The sequence below is a fragment of the Pseudomonas sp. ML96 genome (assembly GCF_000761545.1).
Classification (GTDB): domain Bacteria; phylum Pseudomonadota; class Gammaproteobacteria; order Pseudomonadales; family Pseudomonadaceae; genus Aquipseudomonas.
In genome coordinates, this window is sequence record NZ_JPMY01000010.1 from 36457 (window position 1) to 55453 (window position 18997).

Annotated in this window: 17 protein-coding genes; 9 read left to right on the forward strand and 8 right to left on the reverse strand. The window is 67.4% G+C overall.

Translation table 11 applies throughout. The features are described 5' to 3' along the window. Positions 1-128: 128 nt before the first annotated feature. The 3 genes from IP89_RS06810 to IP89_RS06820 all read right to left on the reverse strand — a co-directional run bounded on the left by IP89_RS06810 (position 129) and on the right by IP89_RS06820 (position 1677). The gene (locus IP89_RS06810; RefSeq protein WP_043308594.1) at positions 129-416 is read right to left on the reverse strand and encodes a PA4642 family protein; all 288 of its coding nucleotides are present in this window, start codon (positions 414-416) and stop codon (positions 129-131) included. 83 nt (positions 417-499) lie between these two features. Further along, complete coding sequence (locus IP89_RS06815; protein WP_043308595.1) at positions 500-976, reverse strand: WbuC family cupin fold metalloprotein; 477 nt, start codon at positions 974-976, stop codon at positions 500-502. Positions 977-1119: 143 nt separating this feature from the next. Further along, entirely contained in the window at positions 1120-1677 is a 558-nt protein-coding gene (locus IP89_RS06820) for a hypoxanthine-guanine phosphoribosyltransferase (RefSeq protein ID WP_043308596.1), read from the reverse strand. A gap of 196 nt (positions 1678-1873) precedes the next feature. Between IP89_RS06820 and upp the strand changes: the two genes are divergently transcribed. The 3 genes from upp to IP89_RS06835 all read left to right on the forward strand — a co-directional run bounded on the left by upp (position 1874) and on the right by IP89_RS06835 (position 5432). Continuing rightward, positions 1874-2512 (forward strand): uracil phosphoribosyltransferase, encoded by a 639-nt coding sequence (gene upp, locus IP89_RS06825; protein WP_043308597.1) that lies wholly within the window; start codon positions 1874-1876, stop codon positions 2510-2512. 2 nt (positions 2513-2514) lie between these two features. Beyond that, on the forward strand, positions 2515-3777 hold the full coding sequence (locus IP89_RS06830; protein ID WP_043308598.1) for a uracil-xanthine permease family protein: 1263 nt from the start codon (positions 2515-2517) through the stop codon (positions 3775-3777). Between the two features lie 167 nt (positions 3778-3944). Then, positions 3945-5432, forward strand: a complete 1488-nt coding sequence (locus IP89_RS06835; protein ID WP_043308599.1) for an NAD(P)/FAD-dependent oxidoreductase — start codon at positions 3945-3947, stop codon at positions 5430-5432. Here IP89_RS06835 and IP89_RS06840 read toward each other — a convergent pair. From IP89_RS06840 to IP89_RS06860, 5 genes are all read right to left on the reverse strand, one after another. After that, positions 5429-6493, reverse strand: a complete 1065-nt coding sequence (locus IP89_RS06840; protein ID WP_052080986.1) for an SMP-30/gluconolactonase/LRE family protein — start codon at positions 6491-6493, stop codon at positions 5429-5431. The two genes, IP89_RS06835 and IP89_RS06840, sit on opposite strands and share 4 nt — an antisense overlap. Positions 6494-6589: 96 nt before the next feature. After that, positions 6590-8659 carry a TonB-dependent receptor gene (locus IP89_RS06845; protein WP_156115002.1) on the reverse strand — a complete coding sequence of 690 codons (2070 nt, stop codon included), beginning with the start codon at positions 8657-8659 and terminating at the stop codon, positions 6590-6592. Between the two features lie 4 nt (positions 8660-8663). After that, positions 8664-9971: a sorbosone dehydrogenase family protein gene (locus IP89_RS06850; protein WP_043308600.1), complete on the reverse strand. Its 1308-nt coding sequence runs from the start codon at positions 9969-9971 to the stop codon at positions 8664-8666. Between the two features lie 150 nt (positions 9972-10121). Further along, positions 10122-10628, reverse strand: a complete 507-nt coding sequence (locus IP89_RS06855) for a hypothetical protein (RefSeq protein WP_043308601.1) — start codon at positions 10626-10628, stop codon at positions 10122-10124. A 282-nt stretch (positions 10629-10910) separates the two neighbouring features. Continuing rightward, positions 10911-11810 carry a LysR family transcriptional regulator gene (locus IP89_RS06860; RefSeq protein WP_043308602.1) on the reverse strand — a complete coding sequence of 300 codons (900 nt, stop codon included), beginning with the start codon at positions 11808-11810 and terminating at the stop codon, positions 10911-10913. A 95-nt stretch (positions 11811-11905) separates the two neighbouring features. Here IP89_RS06860 and IP89_RS06865 point away from each other — a divergent pair, with 95 nt between their 5' ends. The 6 genes from IP89_RS06865 to IP89_RS06890 all read left to right on the forward strand — a co-directional run bounded on the left by IP89_RS06865 (position 11906) and on the right by IP89_RS06890 (position 18976). Continuing rightward, positions 11906-13144, forward strand: a complete 1239-nt coding sequence (locus IP89_RS06865; RefSeq protein ID WP_043308603.1) for a 3-hydroxyacyl-CoA dehydrogenase — start codon at positions 11906-11908, stop codon at positions 13142-13144. Next, on the forward strand, positions 13141-14931 hold the full coding sequence (locus tag IP89_RS06870) for an acyl-CoA dehydrogenase C-terminal domain-containing protein (protein ID WP_043308604.1): 1791 nt from the start codon (positions 13141-13143) through the stop codon (positions 14929-14931). Before IP89_RS06865 ends, IP89_RS06870 begins: the two co-directional genes overlap by 4 nt. An 81-nt stretch (positions 14932-15012) precedes the next feature. After that, on the forward strand, positions 15013-16005 hold the full coding sequence (locus tag IP89_RS06875) for a PHB depolymerase family esterase (RefSeq protein ID WP_043308605.1): 993 nt from the start codon (positions 15013-15015) through the stop codon (positions 16003-16005). Between the two features lie 17 nt (positions 16006-16022). After that, positions 16023-17186, forward strand: coding sequence for an iron-containing alcohol dehydrogenase (locus IP89_RS06880; RefSeq protein ID WP_043308606.1), 1164 nt, complete (start codon positions 16023-16025; stop codon positions 17184-17186). A 144-nt stretch (positions 17187-17330) separates the two neighbouring features. Then, positions 17331-17765, forward strand: coding sequence for a thioesterase family protein (locus IP89_RS06885; protein ID WP_043308607.1), 435 nt, complete (start codon positions 17331-17333; stop codon positions 17763-17765). A gap of 26 nt (positions 17766-17791) precedes the next feature. After that, positions 17792-18976 (forward strand): acetyl-CoA C-acyltransferase, encoded by a 1185-nt coding sequence (locus IP89_RS06890; protein ID WP_043308608.1) that lies wholly within the window; start codon positions 17792-17794, stop codon positions 18974-18976. The last annotated feature ends 21 nt before the right edge of the window (positions 18977-18997 follow it).

Genomic DNA, 18997 nt, shown 5'->3' on the forward strand with positions numbered 1-18997 from the left:
CCATGCGCGCCGAGGCTTTCAGGGCACTCGGGGCGGGAGTTTTCGGCGCGCACAATACCATTAATGCCGCTGACTCAGGCGCAAAAAATGAACGAACCCCGTCAGACGGTCACTTTTTCTACAAAGCCTCAGGCTTTCGCCGCTTTTACTGCCTCGACATAGGGCTCGGCCAGGCGCTGGTCCTGGATCAGGGCGATAAAATCCTGGCCCTGAGCGTCCTTGGCATCCAGGTCGTAACCGGCGTCCTTGAAGAAGGTCAGGAACTTCTCGAAGTCGTCGATGCGCAGGCCGCGGTAGGCCTTGACCAGCTTGTGCAGGGACGGCGGGGTGTCATCGGCCGGCTCGACATCCAAGAAAAGACGGATCGAGTCGTCGCTGATCTCTTCGCCAATCACCTGTTTCTTGTCTTTACGCATCACGCACTCCAGCTAGCGGGCATCACGGGGCCGGCAGTTTACCCCCGCCCAGGCCGCCGCTCAACGCGACTAAAGGTGCGTTTTCAGGCAGCGAAGTGCGACTTCATCCAGACCAGGTAGTCAGCGACGCCGGCTTCGCCCTCGCGCGGCGCCCAGGCGGCCTGCTCGGCCTCGACCAGTTGGCGGTAGGGACCGGCCTTGCATTCGAAGAGGATGCTGTCGTTTTCCAGCACCACCAGGGCGTGGAACTGGCCGGGCGCCAGGTCGACGCCGAGGCAATCACCACCGGCCTCGAGCAGGCGGGTCTGCTCGAGCGTACCGTCCTCGCCGAACAGCAGCAGGCCGATGCGGCCCTGCAGCACCAGCAGGGTCTCGGCCTTGTCGGCGGACAGGTGACGATGCGGCGGTATATAGGTGTCGGGCTGCAGCCCCACCGCCAGGCGGTGGCAGGGCTCACTCATCTCGTGCAGGTTGTGGTGGGCGCGCCGGCGCGGGCTCTCCTGCGCCTGGTCCACCAGGGCGGCGAACAGGGCGCGGTCGAGGAAAGTCGGCTTACTCATGGGTTGATCCTGTTTAGGATCTCGCGAGCTAGAGCCAGGCAAGGCAGAAGCGCGCGAGGACGCGGAGTTTACTGAGTGTAAATGAGCAGTCCGAGCGCGCTTCTAACGCAGCATGGCCGACGCGCAGCAGATCCTATACAGGATCAGAGGCCTTTGACGGCGTAGATGCCGGCGGCGTTGCGCCAGTAACCCTTGTAGTCCATGCCGTAGCCGAAGATGAAGCGGTCCTGGCAGGACAGGCCGACGTAGTCCGCCTTGAGGTCCGGACGGGCCTTGCGGTCGTGGTCCTTGTCGATCAGCACGGCGGTGTGCACGGCGCGGGCGCCGGCGTGCTTGCAGAACTCGATGATGGCCGACAGGGTGTGACCCTCGTCGAGGATGTCGTCGATGATCAGCACTTCACGGTCGATGAAGGAGATTTCCGGCTTGGCCTTCCAGAACAGCTCGCCGCCGGTGGTCTCGCTGCGATAGCGGGTGGCGTGCAGGTAGGACAGCTCCAGCGGGAAGTTCAGCTTGGTCAGCAGCTTGCCGGCAAAGATCAGGCCACCGTTCATCACACAGAACACCACCGGATTGGACTCGGCCAGCTCTGCGCTGATGGTCGCACCGACCTGGTCGATGGCCGCTTCGACCTCGGCCTCGGTGAACAGGCAATCGGCTTCGGCCATGATTTGGCGGATGTGGGCGAGATCGGCGGACATGGCGCGCTCCGGGTAGAAAATAGGGGCTGGTTAAAAAATGGTCGGCAAAGGTACTCAGATGGCTCGCACAGGGCAAGCCCGCGGGTACATTTTCTGACCACTCGCTCAGGTGAGCCGGTAAACTGCGCGGCTTCTAAGTGGCACGACCAGTGCTTTACTCTAGCCAGAATTTTTTGCCCGCCCCGGAGACCCCTGCATGCCCATCCGTGAGATCCGCCATCCGCTGATCCGCCACAAGATCGGTCTGATGCGCCGCGCCGACATCAGCACGAAGAACTTCCGCGAACTGGCCCAGGAAGTGGGCGCCCTGCTCACCTATGAGGCAACCAACGACCTGCCACTGGAAAACTACGAGATCCAGGGCTGGGCCGGGCCGGTGCAAGTGGAGAAGATCGCCGGCAAGAAGATCACCGTGGTGCCGATCCTGCGTGCCGGCATCGGCATGCTCGACGGCGTGCTCAGCCTGGTGCCGGGCGCCAAGGTCAGCGCGGTGGGCATCGCGCGTAACGAAGAGACCCTGCAGGCGCACACCTACCTGGAGAAGCTGGCACCGGAGATCGACGAGCGCCTGGCGCTGATCGTCGACCCGATGCTCGCCACCGGCGGCTCCATGGTCGCCACCATCGACCTGCTGAAGAAGGCCGGCTGCAAGGAAATCCGCGCCATGGTGCTGGTCGCCGCTCCCGAAGGCATCAAGAAGGTCGAGGACGCCCACCCCGACGTGACCATCTATACCGCCTCCATCGACCAGTGCCTCAACGAGCACGGCTACATCATTCCCGGCCTCGGTGATGCCGGCGACAAGATCTTCGGCACCAAGCAGAAGGACGCCTGAGCATGAGCGAGTACAACGATCCGCTACCGCGGCAGATCCTCTCGGGCGCGCAGATGCTGTTCGTCGCCTTCGGCGCCCTGGTGCTGATGCCGCTGATCACCGGCATGGACCCGAACGTGGCGCTGTTCACCGCCGGTATCGGCACCCTGCTGTTCCAGCTGGCTACCGGCCGCCAGGTACCGGTGTTCCTGGCCTCCTCCTTCGCCTTCATCGCGCCGATCATCGCCGCCAAGGGTGAGTTCGGCATGCCGGCGGTGCTCGGCGGCGTGGTCGCCGCCGGCTTCGTCTACACCTTCCTCGGCCTGGCCGTGAAGCTGAAAGGCCCAGGCTTCATCGACCGCGTCCTGCCGCCAGTGGTGATCGGTCCGGTGGTCATCTCCATCGGCCTGGCGCTGTCGCCGGTGGCGGTGAACATGGCCATGGGCAAGACCGGTGACGCCGCCGCGCAGCTGGTGCCCTACCAGACCGCCATGTTCATCTCCATGTCGGCGCTGGTCACCACCGTGCTGGTGGCCGTGCTCGGTCGCGGTCTGTTCCGCCTGGTGCCGATCCTCTCCGGCATCGCCGTGGGCTGCATCCTCTCGGCCTTCTTCGGCGTGATCGACACCACCGGCATCGCCGCCGCGCCCTGGCTGGCGATTCCCAAGTTCATGGCCCCCGAATTCCACCTCGGCGCCATCCTGTACATGGTGCCGGTGGCCCTGGCCCCGGCCATCGAGCACATCGGTGGGGTGATCGCCGTTGGCACCGTCACCGGCAAGGACTTCGTGCGCAAGCCCGGCCTGCACCGCACCCTGCTCGGTGACGGCCTGGCCACCTCGGCCGCCGGCCTGTTCGGTGGCCCGCCCAATACCACCTACGCCGAAGTCACCGGCGCGGTGATGCTGACCAAGAGCTTCAACCCCAAGGTGATGACCTGGGCGGCGATCTTCGCCATCACCCTGGCCTTCATCGGCAAGTTCGGCGCGGCGCTGCAGGCCATCCCGGTACCGGTGATGGGCGGCATCCTCTGCCTGCTGTTCGGCTCCATCGCCGTGGTCGGCCTGAACACCCTGATCCGCCACCAGGTCGACCTGTCCGAGGCGCGCAACCTGGTGATCGTCTCGGTGACCCTGGTATTCGGCATCGGCGGCATGGTCATCGGCGGCAAGGCCTTCGCCCTCTCCGGCATCTCCCTGTGCGCCATCAGCGCCCTGGCGCTGAACCTGCTGCTACCGGGCGGCAACGCCTGGCGCAAGCACCCGCCGATCGATCCCGAGATCTGATCGCCAAGGCCCCGCACTGCGGGGCCTTTTTCATTGCGCCGCAGTCGTCAGTTTGGCGCTTTTACCCTCCTCGCGGTTCGCTCAGAGCACCTTGCTGATGCCATGCTGCGTCCATGCACCCCACCGGGTTGGCTAGGCTTGCTGCACACATGGAATGAGGAGCCCGCATGTCCGTCGAAGAGCTGGATATCCTGATCGTTGGCGCCGGCCTGTCCGGCATCGGCGCCGCCTGCCACCTGCGCCGCGAGTGCCCGGACAAGCGCGTGGCGATCCTCGAAGGGCGCGCCGCCATGGGCGGTACCTGGGACCTGTTCCGCTACCCCGGCATCCGCTCCGACTCGGATATGTACACCCTGGGCTACAGCTTCCGCCCCTGGACCGATCCGCAGACCATCGCCGACGGCCCGTCGATCCGCCGCTATATCGAAGACACCGCCCGCGAGCACGACGTCGACTCGCTGATCCGCTACCAGCATCGCGTGCAGCGCGCACAGTGGGATAGCGAGCAAGCGCTGTGGACCCTCGACGTGCAGCGCGGCGATGCCGGCGAGCCACTGCAATTGCGCTGCCGCATGCTGATGCTGTGCACCGGCTACTACCGCTACGAGGCCGGCTACACCCCGTCCTTCCCCGGCCGCGAGCGCTTTGCTGGCAGCTTCATCCATCCACAACTCTGGCCGCAGGACTTCGACCCCAGCGGCAAGCGCATCCTGGTGATCGGCAGCGGCGCCACCGCCGTGACCTTGGTGCCGGCCCTGGCCGAGCAGGCCGCCAGCGTGACCATGCTGCAGCGCTCGCCGAGCTACGTGATCAACCTGCCGCAGCACGACCGCCTGCTTGCCGCGCTGCGCCGCTGGCTGCCGGCCACCTGGGTGTATCGCCTGGGGCGCACGCGCAACGTGGCCTTCCAGATGCTGTTCTATCGCTTGGCCAAGTCCTGCCCCGGCCTGATCCGCCGCCTGCTGCTCGGCCTTGCGCGCCGCCAGCTCGGCGAGGGCTACGACATGCGCCACTTCAGCCCGCGCTACAACCCGTGGGACCAGCGCGTCTGCGCGGTGCCCGACGGCGACCTGTTCGCCGCCCTGCGCCAGGGCCGCGCCGAGGTGGTCACCGACGAGATCGAAACCTTCACCGAGAGCGGCGTGCAGCTGCGCTCGGGCCGCGAGCTGCCGGCCGATGCCATCGTCAGCGCCACCGGCCTTGAGCTGCAGCTGTTCGGCGGCATGCAGCTGCTGGTCGACGGCCGGCCCTTCGTTGCGGCCGAGAGCATGGGCTATCGCGGCCTGATGCTGCGCGACCTGCCCAATGCCGCGGTGATCCTCGGCTACACCAACGCCAGCTGGACGCTCAAGGCGGACCTTTCCAGCCAGTACCTGTGCCGCCTGATCCAGCACATGGATGCGCTCGGCATGCGCCAGGTGACGCCGCGCCAGCACGGCGAGATCGGCAAGGAGCCGTTCCTCGACCTGCAGTCCGGCTACATCGACCGCGCCGCCCACCTGCTGCCCAGCCAGGGCGACCGCATGCCGTGGAAGCTGTATCAGAACTACCTGCTGGACCTGGCCCTGCTGCGCCACGGCCGCCTCGACGACGGCTGCCTGGAGTTCAGCTCGCCGCAGCCCGAGGCGCGCGACGAACTGGCGCTGACCGACTAGAGAGCAACACGGTAGGCGCGATCGGCATCGATCTCGCCTACGCCACCGGGAGTGCCGAGCAGCAGCTCGTTGCCCACCTGTACCACGCTGCTGAAGCTGGGCAGCTCGCTGTCCGGCGAGGCCTGCAGGCTCTCCAGCACGCGGCCCTCGCCGTCGAAGCGGAACACATGGGGATAGCGGCTGGGCCGCGCCAGCAGCGCCGGCGGCAGGCGCGAGGCGACCTTGCGCAGGAATGGCCAGGGCCCCAGCGCATCGAGCACGGTCTTGCGCGGCGAGAAGAACGAGCACCAGTAGCTGCCGTCCGGGGCGATGGACAGATCGCCGGGGAAGCCCGGCAGGTTGTCCACCAGCACCTCGCGCTGGCCACTGCGCGGGCCCTGTATCCACAGGCGCGTGATGCGATAGGCACCGGTCTCGGCGACCAGCAGGTAGGACTCGTCCGGGCTGAGCACCACGCCGTTGGCGAACTGCAGGCCATCCATCACCCGCTCGATGCGCCCGTCCACATAGCGCACGAACACACCACCGTCGCCGCCGTGTTCCAGCAGGGCGCGCTTGTTGTCGGCCAGGCCCCAGCGGCTGGAGGCCTCGGTGAAGAACAGGCGGCCATCGCGGGCGACGAACACATCGTTGAGGAAGGTAAAGCGCTGCTGGGCATCGCTCTGCACCACGACCTGCGCCTGCCCCTCGGGAGACACGCGCCAGACCTTGGCATTGGCTTCGTCCGCCGCGTACAGGCTGCCGTCCGGCCCGAAGTTCATGCCCACCGGACGCCCGGCCAGGCTGACGAAGGTCTGCGCCGCCTCCCCCGCCTGCCAGCGCAGGATGCGCCCATCGCCGATGCCGCTGTAGCGCCGGCCCTGGCCGTCCACCACCACGGTGTCCGGGCCGTCGAGGCCGGACTGTTCCAGCACCGCGCCATCCAGCCGGCCATTGGCGGCCCACACACCCTCGGCCTTGGGCACCGGGCCCGGCTGCCAGGCCCGTGGCTGCAACTCCGTGGGCCAGAACAGCAGGTGACTGCAGCCGGCGAGCAGGGCCAGTAACAACAGCTTGCGCATGGCGGTCTTCCTTATCGTTATTGTCCCTGCAGCCTAATCCACGGCACGCCACGCGGGGACCTTCCCGCTGTGCCAAAGCACTGGCCTTGCAGCCACTCAGAAGTTGAAGGCGAGATCGGCGCCGAGATACCAGTTACGCCCCGGCGCCGGCTCGTAATAACGACCGTTGCCCTCGGCCACGATGACCGAGCCGATGTAGTCGCGGTCCAGCAGGTTATCCAGGCGCAGGGTTTGGCCGAAGGTCCATTGCTGCAAGCTCTGCTCATGCCGTACGCGCCAGTTGAACACGGCATAGCCCGGTGCCGGGCGTTGCTGGTTGCTGTCCTCGACATACACCTTGCTGCGATACAGGCCCTCGATGGCCGTGGAGAGTGTTTCGCTCGGGCGCCAGAGCAGCTCGCCGTATAGGGTCGTGGTCGGCACGCCGGGCAGTCGATTGCCCGCCTCGATCTGCCGCCCGGCGCTGCTGAAGTCCTGGTCGTAGGTCGCCTGCAGGTAGGTGTAGGCCAGGCTGGCCTGCCACTGCTCGCCCCACTGCTGCTCCAGGCTCAGCTCGACACCACGGCGCAGGGTCTGCGCGGCATTCTGGTAGGTGCTGCGCCCGGAGGATGAGCCAGCCACGACCAGCTCGTCGTCGGTCTCGATCTGGAACAGCGCGGCGTTCAACCGCGTCGCTTCGCCGAGCAGGGCCTTGAGGCCCAGCTCGTACTGCAGGCTGGTCGCCGCATCGAGCTGCAGGTTGAAGCCGCCGGCATCGGGCGAATAGGCCAGCTCGTTCAGGGTCGGGGTCTCGAAACCCTGGCCGACGCTGAAATAGCCGTGCAGCTCGGGCGTGAAGGCGTAGAGCACGCCGAAGGCGGGCGTGCTCTGCTGGTAGGTGCGGCTGCCGCTGTCGTCGCCGTTGCTGCGGAAGTGATCGTCGACCTCCACCTCGACGCGGTTATGCCGCACACCCGCCTGCAGGGTCCAGTCGCCCAGGCGCCAGTTGGCCTGCAGGTAGGGGTCGAGGCTGGTGACCCGGTCGAGCTCGTCGCGGCGCAGCTGCCCCTTCACACCCAGCAGGCTGCCGACGAAGTTCTCGTAGCCTTGGCGGTCGTCCTCGCTATGGTCGTAATCGAGCCCCAGCACCCACTCGAACTCGCCGGGCAAGGCCTCAACCGGTTGCAGCCAGCGCAGGCTGCCGCCGTGGAACTCGCGGGAGAAGTCGATCACCCCGCCAGCATGTTTCGGGTTGCCCTGCACGGCGACGGGAATCGACTGGTACTGCACCACCCGCCGGGTTCCCGCATACAGCGTGCTCTGCAGGCTGGCCGCGCCGAACTGGCGCTCGTAGTTCAGGCCCAGCTGCTGCTGGTCGATGCTCTTGCGCGTATCGAACAGCTCGGCCACCGCCGGCGCCGCACGTGGGTCGGCCTGGTAGGCGTCCCAGGTCAGCCCCAGCGGATCGTCGCTCTGCTGGTTAAAGTCGCTGAAGCTCAGGGCCAGGCGGCTGTCGTCGTCCGGATGCAGGGTGAGCTTGGCGAAGGTCTGCTCGCGCAGGGCCGCGCTGTGGTCACGGTAGCCGTCGGTATCCAGCCGCGAGCTATCGACGAGAAAGCCACCCCACTGATTGCCACCCTCGGCACTGAGCCGCTGTCGGCTCAGCCGGTCGCTGCCCCAGGCCGTGCCGGCGGACACCTGCGGCGGCCCCTCGCCGTCGCGGGAGAACAGCTGGATCACACCGCCCGCGTTGCTGCCGTACATCGTCGCCATCGGCCCGCGCAGTACCTCGATGCGCTCGGCGCTGTCGAGGTCGAAGGTGGCCAGCTGACCCTGACCATCCGGCGTGCTGGCCGGGATACCGTCGGCGATCAGCTTGATGCCGCGCACGCCGAAGGTGGCACGCGAACCGAAGCCACGCGACGACACCTGCAGGTCCTGGGCGTAGTTCTGCCGGTTCTGCACCACCAACCCGGGCACCCGCTGTAGCACCTCGGAGGCATTGATGCCCGGCTGCCCTTCGCTGATGGTGCGCCGATCCAGGCTGTCGACCGAGAACGGCAGATCGAAGCTGCGCTCGGCGCTGCGCGAGCCGCTGATCACCGCGGGATCGAGCTGCACGGCCTCGCCGGCCAGCAACGGGCCGGGCAGTAGCAGCGCGAACAGGGAGGGCAGGCGCCGCGACACCCGCCTACTCACTCGCCTTGGCGCTGACGCGCCAGATCAGGTTGCCGACATCGTCCGCCACCAGCAGCGCGCCCTGCTTGTCGACCACCACGCCCACCGGGCGGCCCATGGCCTGCTCCTCGCCATCGAGGAAGCCGCTCAGCACATCCTGCGGCATGCCATCGGGCTTGCCGCCCTTGAACGGCACGAAGATCACCTTGTAGCCACTGTGCGGCTTGCGGTTCCACGAGCCGTGCTGACCGATGAACATGCCTTCCTTGAACGGCGGCAGCTGCGCCTGGTCGGCAAAGGCAATGCCCAGCGAGGCGGTGTGCGCGCCGAGGGCGTAGTCGGGGACGATGGCCTTGGCCACCAGCTCGGGCTGCTGCGGCTGCACCCGCGCATCGACATGCTGGCCGAAGTAGCTGTAGGGCCAGCCGTAGAAGCCGCCGTCCTGCACCGAGGTGATGTAGTCCGGCACCAGGTCATCGCCGATCTCGTCGCGCTCGTTGACCGAGGTCCACAGCTTGCCGCTCACCGGCTCCCAGGCCAGCCCGTTGGGGTTGCGCAGGCCGCTGGCGAACAGGCGCTTGGCGCCGCTGGCCGGGTCGACCTCCCAGATCGCCGCGCGCCCCTCCTCGATGTCCATGCCGTTCTCGCCGACATTGCTGTTGGAGCCGACGGTGACATACAGCTTGCTGCCATCGCGGCTGGCGATGACGTTCTTGGTCCAGTGGTGATTGATCCCGGCCGGCAGGTCGGTCAGCTTGGCGCCCTCACCTTCGATGTGGGTCTGGCCATCCCGGTAGGTGAAACGCAGCAGGGCATCGGCATTGGCCACATACAGCTGATCGCCAACCAGCACCATGCCGAACGGCGAGTGCAGCTGATCGAGGAACACCGTGCGCATCTCGGCGACGCCATCGCCGTCGGCATCGCGCAGCAGGCTGATGCGATCCGCGCTGGGCACCCCGGCGCCGGCCTTCTCCATCACTTTGCCGGCGATCCAGCCCTTGATCCCGCCACCATCACGCGCCGGCGCATTGCTCTCCGCCACCAGCACATCGCCGTTGGGCAGCACGTACAGCCAGCGCGGATGATCCAGGCCGGAGGCGAAGGCATTGACCTGGGTGCCAGCGGCGGCCACGGGTTTGCCACCGTCGGGCCAACCTACGGCGGGGGCGATATTGACGGTGGGCAGCAGCCCTTCGCTCGGCTTCGGCAATTGCGGCTGCGGGCCGTAGCCCTGCTCGATCGCCTGGTTCGAACCATCGCTGCAACCGGCGAGCGCAATCGCCACCAGCAGACCGGGCAGCAGTGAACGTGCGTGCATGGCGTCCTTCCTTTGTTGTTGTGCTCAGGCGTTGACCACCGCGTGCTGCGGGGATTCCGCTCCTCGTTTCGGCACAACACTACCAGCACACAGCCGCCACCGGCCGCCAAATCACAACAGATCGTGTCTCAGCGGCCCGCGCGGCGAACGTCACGCAATCAGATCACGGGTTTCCTGATAGGTGGTGATCGCCTCGATCGCGGTCCGCGTGGTCACCGTCTGCTGCGGACCGAAGGTCAGCTGGGTAGACGTCTGCTGCTGCACGGCATTCTGCGTCGTCAGTGGGTCGTCCTGTTCGGCGTTCATCTGCAACTGCTCGGCCCGCTGGGCCTCCAGCACCCGCTCAACCTGCTGCTGACGCAGCCGATCCTGCAGGTTGCTGGCGGCTTCATCTGCTGCCTGCCGCGCCTGCTCGGCCAGCTCTTCGCGCAGTAGCTCACGACGTTCCTCGGCCAGTTCCTGCTGCCGCGCGGAACGCTCAGCGGCCCGTTCACGGGCCAGTTCCAGACGATCCTGCAACCGCTCGGCGCTGGTCGGGTTGAGCTCGGTGTCGAAACGGTTACGCACCGGGCCCAGTGCGGTGTCACTGTCATCGATCGCCCGCAGCGGGCGCGATTCGTAGAGGCTGTTGCCAATCGGATTGATGGCGATAGGCATAGGGTTCTCCCTGGTTTCTCGGCCTGGGAGCCCCAGTCTACGGCGCTGCAACCCGCGGCTTTAGGCGGATGGGGCATAAGGCGCGGGAGCAGATGATCTAGCACTTTTTCCCCGGCAAACGGTCACTCCGTTCCGCCCGCGTGGCGCTCACTCCGTGCTATCGCCCATGGCAGAGGCGCTCGGCGCAGATCCCCCGCTGCGCTAGGCAAAACCTCGTCGTAGAGCCTTCGCGCCTCGCTTGCGCGGCGCCTGCGATGGAGAAAACACGACGAATGGTCGCGCTCAGGCCTGATCCAGCGCCTGGATCTGCTCGATCAGCCACTGCAACGGCGTATCGCGACTGCGCAGGTCGAGGCTGACGATCTCCAGATGGAAGGGCCCCAGCTCGAACGGCAGGTCGAACAGCTTCAGCGGCAGCAGACCGGCGAAGTAGCGCGCCAGGCGCGTCGGCAGCACCGCCACCAAATCGCCACCGGCGGCGATGTGCGCGGCCTGCAGGTAGTTCGGCGTGGTGTAGACGATCTCGCGGCTGAGGCCATGTTCGCCCAGCCACTGCTCGACCATGCCGCGGGTCTGCCCGCCGTGCACCCACAGGTGACGCAGACGCAGGAAGCCATCCAGGCTCAGGCCCTCCCGCAACTGTGGATGATCACGGCGCGCCACCAGTTGCAGGGTTTCGCTCATCCAGCGGCGACCGACGAAGCGTGGCGGCAGCGCCTCGAAGCGGCCCAAGGCGAGGTCGATCTCGCCCTTCTCCAGCGCCTCGGCTGGCAGGCGCGGCGACAGGTGACGCACGTCGATGCGGATGCCCGGCGCCAGCTCGGCCAGGCGCGCCAGCAGGCGCGGCATCAGCAGCATCTCGGCGTAGTCGGTCAGGGCGATGGTGAAGCGCTGGCGGCTGCGTGCCGGATCGAAGCGGCTGCCTTCACTGAGGCTCTCCTCGATCTGCCGCAGGGCGGCGCGGATCGGCGCTTCCAGCTCCAGCGCCCGTGGTGTCGGCTGCATGGCGCGGCCCACGCGCACCAGCAGCGGGTCGTCGAGCAGGTCGCGCAGGCGCCCCAGCGCGTTGCTCACCGCCGGCTGGCTGAGCGCCAGATGCTCGGCAGCGCGCGAGACATTGCGCTCGCGCAGCAGGGCATCGAGCACGCGCAGAAGGTTGAGGTCGAAGGTCGATATATTCACGAGAGGAATTCAACTTATCACAAGTCAAAATTTCTCAAATAGTACAGCGGTACTTAAGGTGCGTCAGTTTTCGCTATCGCGTTCGAGGAAAGGCTATGAGCAATAACTACAAGATCGAACAGGCCGCCGTGATCGGCGCCGGCACCATGGGCCGCGGCATCGTCATCAGCCTGGCCAACGCCGGCATCCCGGTCCTGTGGCTGGACAACAACCCGCAGATGGTCGAGGCCGGCCTGAAGATGGCCGAGGATACCTGGGCGCAGAACGTCGCCAAGGGCCGCATCACCACCGGCGAAGCCAGCCTGCGCCTGTCGCGTATCCAGGCGGTGAACGAGTATGCCGACCTGGCCGACGTCGATCTGGTGATCGAAGCCGTCTACGAGAACCTCGAACTCAAGCAGGAAATCTTCCGCACCCTCGACCGCATCGTGAAGCCGGGCGCGATCCTCGCCAGCAACACCTCGGCGCTGGATATCGACGCCATCGCCGCCGTCACCACTCGCCCGCAGGACGTGCTCGGCCTGCACTTCTTCAGCCCGGCGCACATCATGAAGCTGCTGGAGATCGTGCGTGGCGCCGAGACCGCACCGGCCGTGCTCGACGCCGCCGTGGCCCTCGGCCAGCGCATCGGCAAGATCAGCGTGGTGGCCGGCAACTGCGACGGCTTCATCGGCAACCGCATGCTGCACACCTACGTGTTCGAGGCGCGCAGCATGCTGCTGGAAGGCGCCTACCCGCATCAGGTCGACAGCGCCCTGCAGGGCTTCGGCTTCGCCATGGGTCCGTTCCGCATGTACGACGTGGTCGGCATCGACCTGGAGTGGCGTGCTCGCGAGCTGGCCGGCAAGGGCCAGGATGTGGCCCAGGTGCAGGTCGACAACCGCCTGTGCGAACTCGGCCGCTTCGGCCAGAAGTCCGGCAAGGGCTACTACAGCTACGCGCCGGGCAGCCGCCAGGCCGAGCACGATCCGTTGGTGGACGCGCTGGTGCAGCGCGAGGGCGAGCGCCTCGGCTACCAGCGCCGCAACGTCGGCCCGGAGGAGATCCTCGAGCGCTGCCTGCTGGCCCTGGTCAACGAGGGTGCGAAGATTCTCGAGGAGAACATCGCCGCCAACAGCCATGACGTCGACCTGGTCTATCTCAACGGCTACGGCTTCCCCGCCGACAAAGGCGGGCCGATGGCCTGGGCCGACGCCCAGGGCGTGGCCGCGATTCGCGAGCGCCTGCTGAACCTTACCGAGCGCTTCGGCGCGCACTGGCAGCCGGCCGGCCTGATCGACCGCCTGGTGGCAGACGGCAAGCGCTTCGCCGACGTACAGGAGGGCCGCGCATGAGCTACCAAGCCCCCCTGCGCGACATGCGCTTCGTGCTGCACGAACTGTTCGACGTCGCCGGCCACTGCGAGCGCCTGAACAACGGCCTCGACCGCGAGCTGATCGACGGCGTGCTAGAGGAGGCAGCGGCCTTCACCGGCAACGAGATCGCCCCGCTCAACCGCAACAGCGACGAGCAAGGCTGCCAGCTGGAGAACGGCGACGTCACTACGCCCACGGGCTTCCGTTCCGCCTACAAGCAGTACGTCGACAACGGCTGGGCAAGCATGACCGGACCGCTCGACTTCGGCGGCCAGGGCTTCCCGCAGCTGGTGTCCTTCGCCTTCCACGAGATGCTGATGGGCGCCTCGCTGTCGTTCCGTATCTACTCCGGCCTGACCGAGGGCGCCGTGCTGGCGCTCGACAAGCACGGCAGCAACGAGCTCAAGGACGCCTACCTGGCCAAGATGGTCGGCGGTCAGTGGACCGGCACCATGTGCCTGACCGAGCCGCAAGCCGGCACCGACCTGGCCCTGCTACGCACTCGCGCCGAACCGCAGGCCGACGGCAGCTACAAGGTCACCGGTAACAAGATCTTTATCAGCGGCGGCGAGCAGGACCTGTCCGAGAACATCGTCCACCTGGTGCTGGCGCGCCTGCCGGACGCACCGGCCGGCGTGAAGGGCATCAGCCTGCTGCTGGTACCCAAGTTCATCGCCACCGCCGAGGGCGGCCTGGGCCAGCGCAACGCGCTGTCCTGCGGCGCCATTGAGCACAAGATGGGCATCAAGGGCGCTTCCACCTGCGTGATGAACTTCGACGGCGCCACCGGCTGGCTGGTCGGCGAGGCCAACCAGGGCCTGGCCTGCATGTTCACCATGATGAACGACGCGCGCTTCCAGGTCGGCCTGCAGGGCCTGGGCCTGGGCGAGGCGGCGTTCCAGGGCGCGCTGCGCTATGCCCGCGAACGTCTGCAGTCGCGCGGCCTGAATGGCGCCGTGGCGCCGCAGCAGGCGGCCGATCCGATCATCGTGCATCCGGACGTGCGCCGTATGCTGCTGACCCAGAAGACCCTGGTCGAAGGCAGCCGCATGCTCGCCGCCTACACCGCGCGCCAGCTCGACCTGGAGCACGGCGCCGGCGAGGCTGCCGAGCGCAAGGCTGCGGCCAAGCGCGCCGCACTGCTGATCCCGATCGTCAAGGCGTTCTTCACCGACATGGGCCAGGAAGTGGCCAGCCATGCGGTGCAGGTCTATGGCGGCCATGGCTTCATCCGCGAGTGGGGCATGGAGCAGCTGATGCGCGACAGCCGCATCACCCAGCTCTACGAGGGCACCAACGGCATCCAGGCGCTCGACCTGATCCGCCGCAAGCTGCTCGGCGACGGTGGCGCGGAGCTCAACGCGCTGATCGACGAGTTCGCCGCCCTGGCCGACCGCAGCGCCAGCCAACCGGCCCTGGCCGAACTGGCCGGTGTGGTCAGCGCGCGCCTGCAGCAGTGGCGCGAACTGGCGGCGCAGGTGATCAGCCTGAGCCAGGCCGACTCCGAGGAAATCGGCGCCACTTCGGTGGACTTCCTGCAGTACTCGGCCTATGTGTTGCTGGCCGGTTTCTGGCTGCAGGCCGCCGCCACCGCCCAGCAGAAGCTCGACGCCGGCAGCGGCGAAGCGGCGTTCTACCAGGCCAAGCTGCACAGCGCCGCGTTCTACCTGCGCCGCGTGCTGCCGCGTGCCAGCGGCCACCGCGAGGCCCTGCTGGGCGGCGCGGCGTGCCTGATGGCGATGCCGGAGGACAGCTTCGCGTTCTGATTGGCGCTGCGTGCGGCGCTGCCCGATGATCGTTCTCGGGTAGCCCCGCACGCAGCCCCTTCCCCTCACCGAGAGGCACGGATGAAAACAACAAGAACTGTGCTGAAAATCCTGCTGGTGCTGGCCCTGATCCTGACCGGCCTGTATGGCTATTTCCTCTACGCGCCGAAACCGGCTGAACCCAGCCTGAGCGCCAGCCTGCAACAGGGCAGCCTCGAAGTCGGTGGCCGCGCGCGCGACTACGCCTACTACATTCCTGCCAAGCTGCCGGCCAATGCGCCGCTGCTGTTCGTCCTGCACGGCTCGCTGCAGACCATCGACGATATCCGCACCTTCAGCGCCTACGAGTTCGAACGCCTGGCCGACGAACACGGCTTCATCGTCGTCTACCCACAGGGCTACGAACGCAACTGGAACGACTGCCGCAGCACCGCCGACTACCCGGCGCGCCGGCAGAACATCGACGACGTCGGCCTGATCGCCGCGCTGATCCAGCGCTTCGCCACCCTGCACGGCGCCGACCCTCGCCGCGCCTTCCTCGCCGGCTACTCCAACGGCGGCCACCTGGGTCTGCGCATCGCCCTGCAACGCCCGCAGCTGCTGGCCGGCGTCGCCGCCGTGGCGGCCAACCTGCCGACGCCCGACAACCTCGCCTGCCGCCCGGTGGCCGGCGCCACGCCGGTGCTGTTCATGAACGGCACCCGTGACCCGATCAACCCCTACAACGGCGGCCGCGTCACCCTGTTCGGCTTCGGCGACCGCGGCACCGTGCATTCGTCCTACGAGTCGGCGCTGTACTTCGCCGAACGCGCCGGCTTCGCCGCCGCCGACATGCACCGCGAGCAGGCCTGGAGCGATGCCAGCAAGCCGGCGCAACGCGTCGAGTTCGACCACTGGCACGCCGATGGCCGTGCCGAGGTCGCCCTGTTCGCCGTGATCGGCGGCGGCCACCTGCTGCCCCAGGCCGGCTTCCGCGCGCCGCGCCTGCTCGGCCCCACCCTTTCCGGTTTCGACGGCCCACGGGCCATCTGGGACTTCTTCGCCCGCCAGCAGCCCGTGCCGGCGCAGCCCTGACCTTCGGAGGATTCGTCATGCAACCCTTCAGCTTCGCCACCACCGCGCAGATCCTCTGCGAATCCGGCTCCAGCGTGCGCCTCGCCAGCCTGTGCCAGGAGCGCGGCGCCCAGCGCGTGATGCTGGTCACCGACCCCGGCATCACCCGCTTCGGCCTGCTCAACGGCGTGCTGCCCGGCTTCGCCCAGGCCGGCGTGGCCGTGGAAGTGTTCGACCAGGTGATCGCCGACCCGCCCGAGGCCATCGTGCTCAACGCCGTGGAGCGCGCCCGCACCCTCGGCGCCGACCTGGTGATCGGCTTCGGCGGCGGCAGTTCGATGGACGTGGCCAAGCTGGTCGCCCTGCTCGCCCATCCCAACTGCCAGCAGGCGCTGAAAGACATCTACGGCGTGGGCAACGCGCGTGGCCAGCGCCTGCCGCTGATCCAGGTGCCGACCACCGCCGGCACCGGCTCGGAAGTAACCCAGATCGCCATCGTCACCACCGGCGAAACCACCAAGATGGGCGTGGTCTCGCCACTGCTGCTGCCGGACCTGGCGCTGCTCGATGCCGACCTGACCCTCGGCCTGCCTCCGGCGGTGACCGCCGCCACCGGCATCGACGCCATGGTCCACGCCATCGAGGCCTACACCAGCAAGATCAAGAAGAACCCGCTGTCCGACCTGCTGGCTCGCGAGGCCCTGCGCCTGCTCGCCGCCAACCTCGACCAGGCAGTGCACAACGGGCAGAACCGCGAGGCGCGCCAGGCCATGCTGCTCGGCGCCCTGCTCGCCGGCCAGGCCTTCGCCAACGCGCCGGTGGCGGCGGTGCACGCCCTGGCCTATCCGCTGGGCGGGCACTTCCATATTCCCCATGGCCTGTCCAACGCCCTGGTGCTGCCACAGGTGCTGCGCTTCAACGCCCCGGCCGCCATGCCGTTGTATGCCGAATTGACGCCGCTGCTGCTCGGCGAGCGCTTCCAGGGCGGCAGCACGGAACAACGTTGTGCAGCCTTTATCGACGAGCTGGCCGCGCTGAATCAACGTTGCGGCCTGCCCAGCCGCCTGCGCGATGCCGGCGTGCCGGAGGCCATGCTGAGCACCCTGGCCAGCGACGCCATGCTCCAGCAGCGCCTGTTGGTGAACAATCCGCGCGAGGTGAACGAGGCCGACGCCCTGGCCATCTACCAGGCGGCGTACTGATCACCTGCTGCCGGGTAGTTCGATAGCACGCGATCCACCCGGCGAATGCTGGAGCCGGCCAATAGGCCGCAATACAGCCGACGAATCAAAGTATCCCGCGCACCATCCAGGCCTTAGGGTGGTACGCAAGCACGAGGACCGAGCATGAACCCACCGCAGCACCTGCGCGGCGACTACGCCCACTTCCAGCCGATCACCACGCGCTGGCACGACAACGACGTCTACGGTCACGTCAACAACGTCGTGTACTACGGCTTCTTCGACAGCGCGGTGAACACCTACCTGATCGAAGTCGGCGGCCTGGATATCCACGAGGGCGAGGTGATCGGCTTCGTGGTCAGCTCGTCGTGCGACTACTTCGCCTCCATCGCCTTCCCCGAACGCATCGAGGTCGGCCTGCGCGTCGGCAAGCTGGGCAACAGCTCGGTGCAGTACGAGCTGGCCATCTTCAAGGCCGGCGAAGACGAAGCCTGCGCCGCCGGGCGCTTCGTCCACGTCTTCGTCGACCGCACCAGCAACCGCCCGGTGCCGATTCCCGAAACGCTGCGCGCGGCACTCGCCCGCCTGCTGCGCGACTGACACGACAACAACAGGAGCATTTCGCCATGCAAGACGCCGTCATCGTTTCCACCGCCCGTACGCCCATCGCCAAGGCCTTCCGCGGTGCCTTCAACGACCTCAAGTCGCCGTCCATGAGCGCCGTGGCCATTCGCGCCGCCGTCGAGCGCGCCGGCATCGAGCCGGGCGAGATCGAGGACCTGGTGATGGGCACCGCCATGCAGGGCGGCACCGCCGCGATCAACCTGGCGCGCCTGTCCGCCCTGGCCGCCGGCCTGCCGCTGTCGGTCAGCGGCCAGACCATCGACCGCCAGTGCGCCTCCGGCCTGATGGCCATCTCCATCGCCGCCAAGCAGATCATGGTCGACGGCATGGCCGTCACCGTCGGTGCCGGCCAGGAGCAGATCAGCCTGGTACAGAACACCCACATGAAATGGTCCGGCGCCGACTACGACCCGGCCGTGGTGAAGATGGCCGAGCATGCCTACATGCCGATGCTGCAGACCGCCGAGATCGTCGCCAAGCGCTACAACATCAGCCGCGAGGCCCAGGACGAATACGGCTTCCTGTCGCAGCAGCGCACCGCCGCCGCCCAGGCCGCCGGCCTGTTCGCCAACGAGATCGTCCCGGTTACCGCACGCAAGAAACTGGTGGATAAAGAAACCGGCGCGGTCAGCTTCGAAGACGTCACCCTCAGCCTCGACGAAGGCAACCGTCCGCAGACCGTGCTCGGCGACCTGCAGAACCTCAAGCCGGTGATCGAAGGCGGCTGCATCACCGCCGGCAACGCCAGCCAGCTGTCCGACGGCGCCAGCGCCAACGTGCTGATGAGCGGCGCCCTGGCCGCCCAGCGCGGCATTCAGCCGCTGGGCCTGTACCGCGGCATCGCCGTGGCCGGCCTGGCCCCGGAAGAGATGGGCATCGGCCCGGTATTCGCCGTACCCAAACTGCTCAAGCAGCACGGCCTGAGCGTCGACGACATCGGCCTGTGGGAGCTCAACGAAGCCTTCGCCTGCCAGGTGCTGTACAGCGCGCAGAAGCTCGGCATCGACCCGGCCAAGCTCAACGTCAACGGCGGCGCCATCGCCATCGGCCACCCCTACGGCATGAGCGGCGCGCGCATGGTCGGCCACGCCCTGCTGGAAGGTAAGCGGCGCGGCGTGAAGTACGTGGTAGTGACCATGTGCGTCGGCGGCGGCATGGGCGCAGCCGGTCTGTTCGAAGTGCTGTAAGCCTTACCCGCGGCCACGCTC

Coding starts and splice junctions, on each gene's coding strand:
- IP89_RS06810 (WP_043308594.1), bottom strand. CDS start 416: ATGCGTAAAGACAAGAAACAGGTGATTGGCGAAGAGATCAGCGACGAC.
- IP89_RS06815 (WP_043308595.1), bottom strand. CDS start 976: ATGAGTAAGCCGACTTTCCTCGACCGCGCCCTGTTCGCCGCCCTGGTG.
- IP89_RS06820 (WP_043308596.1), bottom strand. CDS start 1,677: ATGTCCGCCGATCTCGCCCACATCCGCCAAATCATGGCCGAAGCCGAT.
- upp (WP_043308597.1), top strand. CDS start 1,874: ATGCCCATCCGTGAGATCCGCCATCCGCTGATCCGCCACAAGATCGGT.
- IP89_RS06830 (WP_043308598.1), top strand. CDS start 2,515: ATGAGCGAGTACAACGATCCGCTACCGCGGCAGATCCTCTCGGGCGCG.
- IP89_RS06835 (WP_043308599.1), top strand. CDS start 3,945: ATGTCCGTCGAAGAGCTGGATATCCTGATCGTTGGCGCCGGCCTGTCC.
- IP89_RS06840 (WP_052080986.1), bottom strand. CDS start 6,493: ATGCGCAAGCTGTTGTTACTGGCCCTGCTCGCCGGCTGCAGTCACCTG.
- IP89_RS06850 (WP_043308600.1), bottom strand. CDS start 9,971: ATGCACGCACGTTCACTGCTGCCCGGTCTGCTGGTGGCGATTGCGCTC.
- IP89_RS06855 (WP_043308601.1), bottom strand. CDS start 10,628: ATGCCTATCGCCATCAATCCGATTGGCAACAGCCTCTACGAATCGCGC.
- IP89_RS06865 (WP_043308603.1), top strand. CDS start 11,906: ATGAGCAATAACTACAAGATCGAACAGGCCGCCGTGATCGGCGCCGGC.
- IP89_RS06870 (WP_043308604.1), top strand. CDS start 13,141: ATGAGCTACCAAGCCCCCCTGCGCGACATGCGCTTCGTGCTGCACGAA.
- IP89_RS06875 (WP_043308605.1), top strand. CDS start 15,013: ATGAAAACAACAAGAACTGTGCTGAAAATCCTGCTGGTGCTGGCCCTG.
- IP89_RS06880 (WP_043308606.1), top strand. CDS start 16,023: ATGCAACCCTTCAGCTTCGCCACCACCGCGCAGATCCTCTGCGAATCC.
- IP89_RS06885 (WP_043308607.1), top strand. CDS start 17,331: ATGAACCCACCGCAGCACCTGCGCGGCGACTACGCCCACTTCCAGCCG.
- IP89_RS06890 (WP_043308608.1), top strand. CDS start 17,792: ATGCAAGACGCCGTCATCGTTTCCACCGCCCGTACGCCCATCGCCAAG.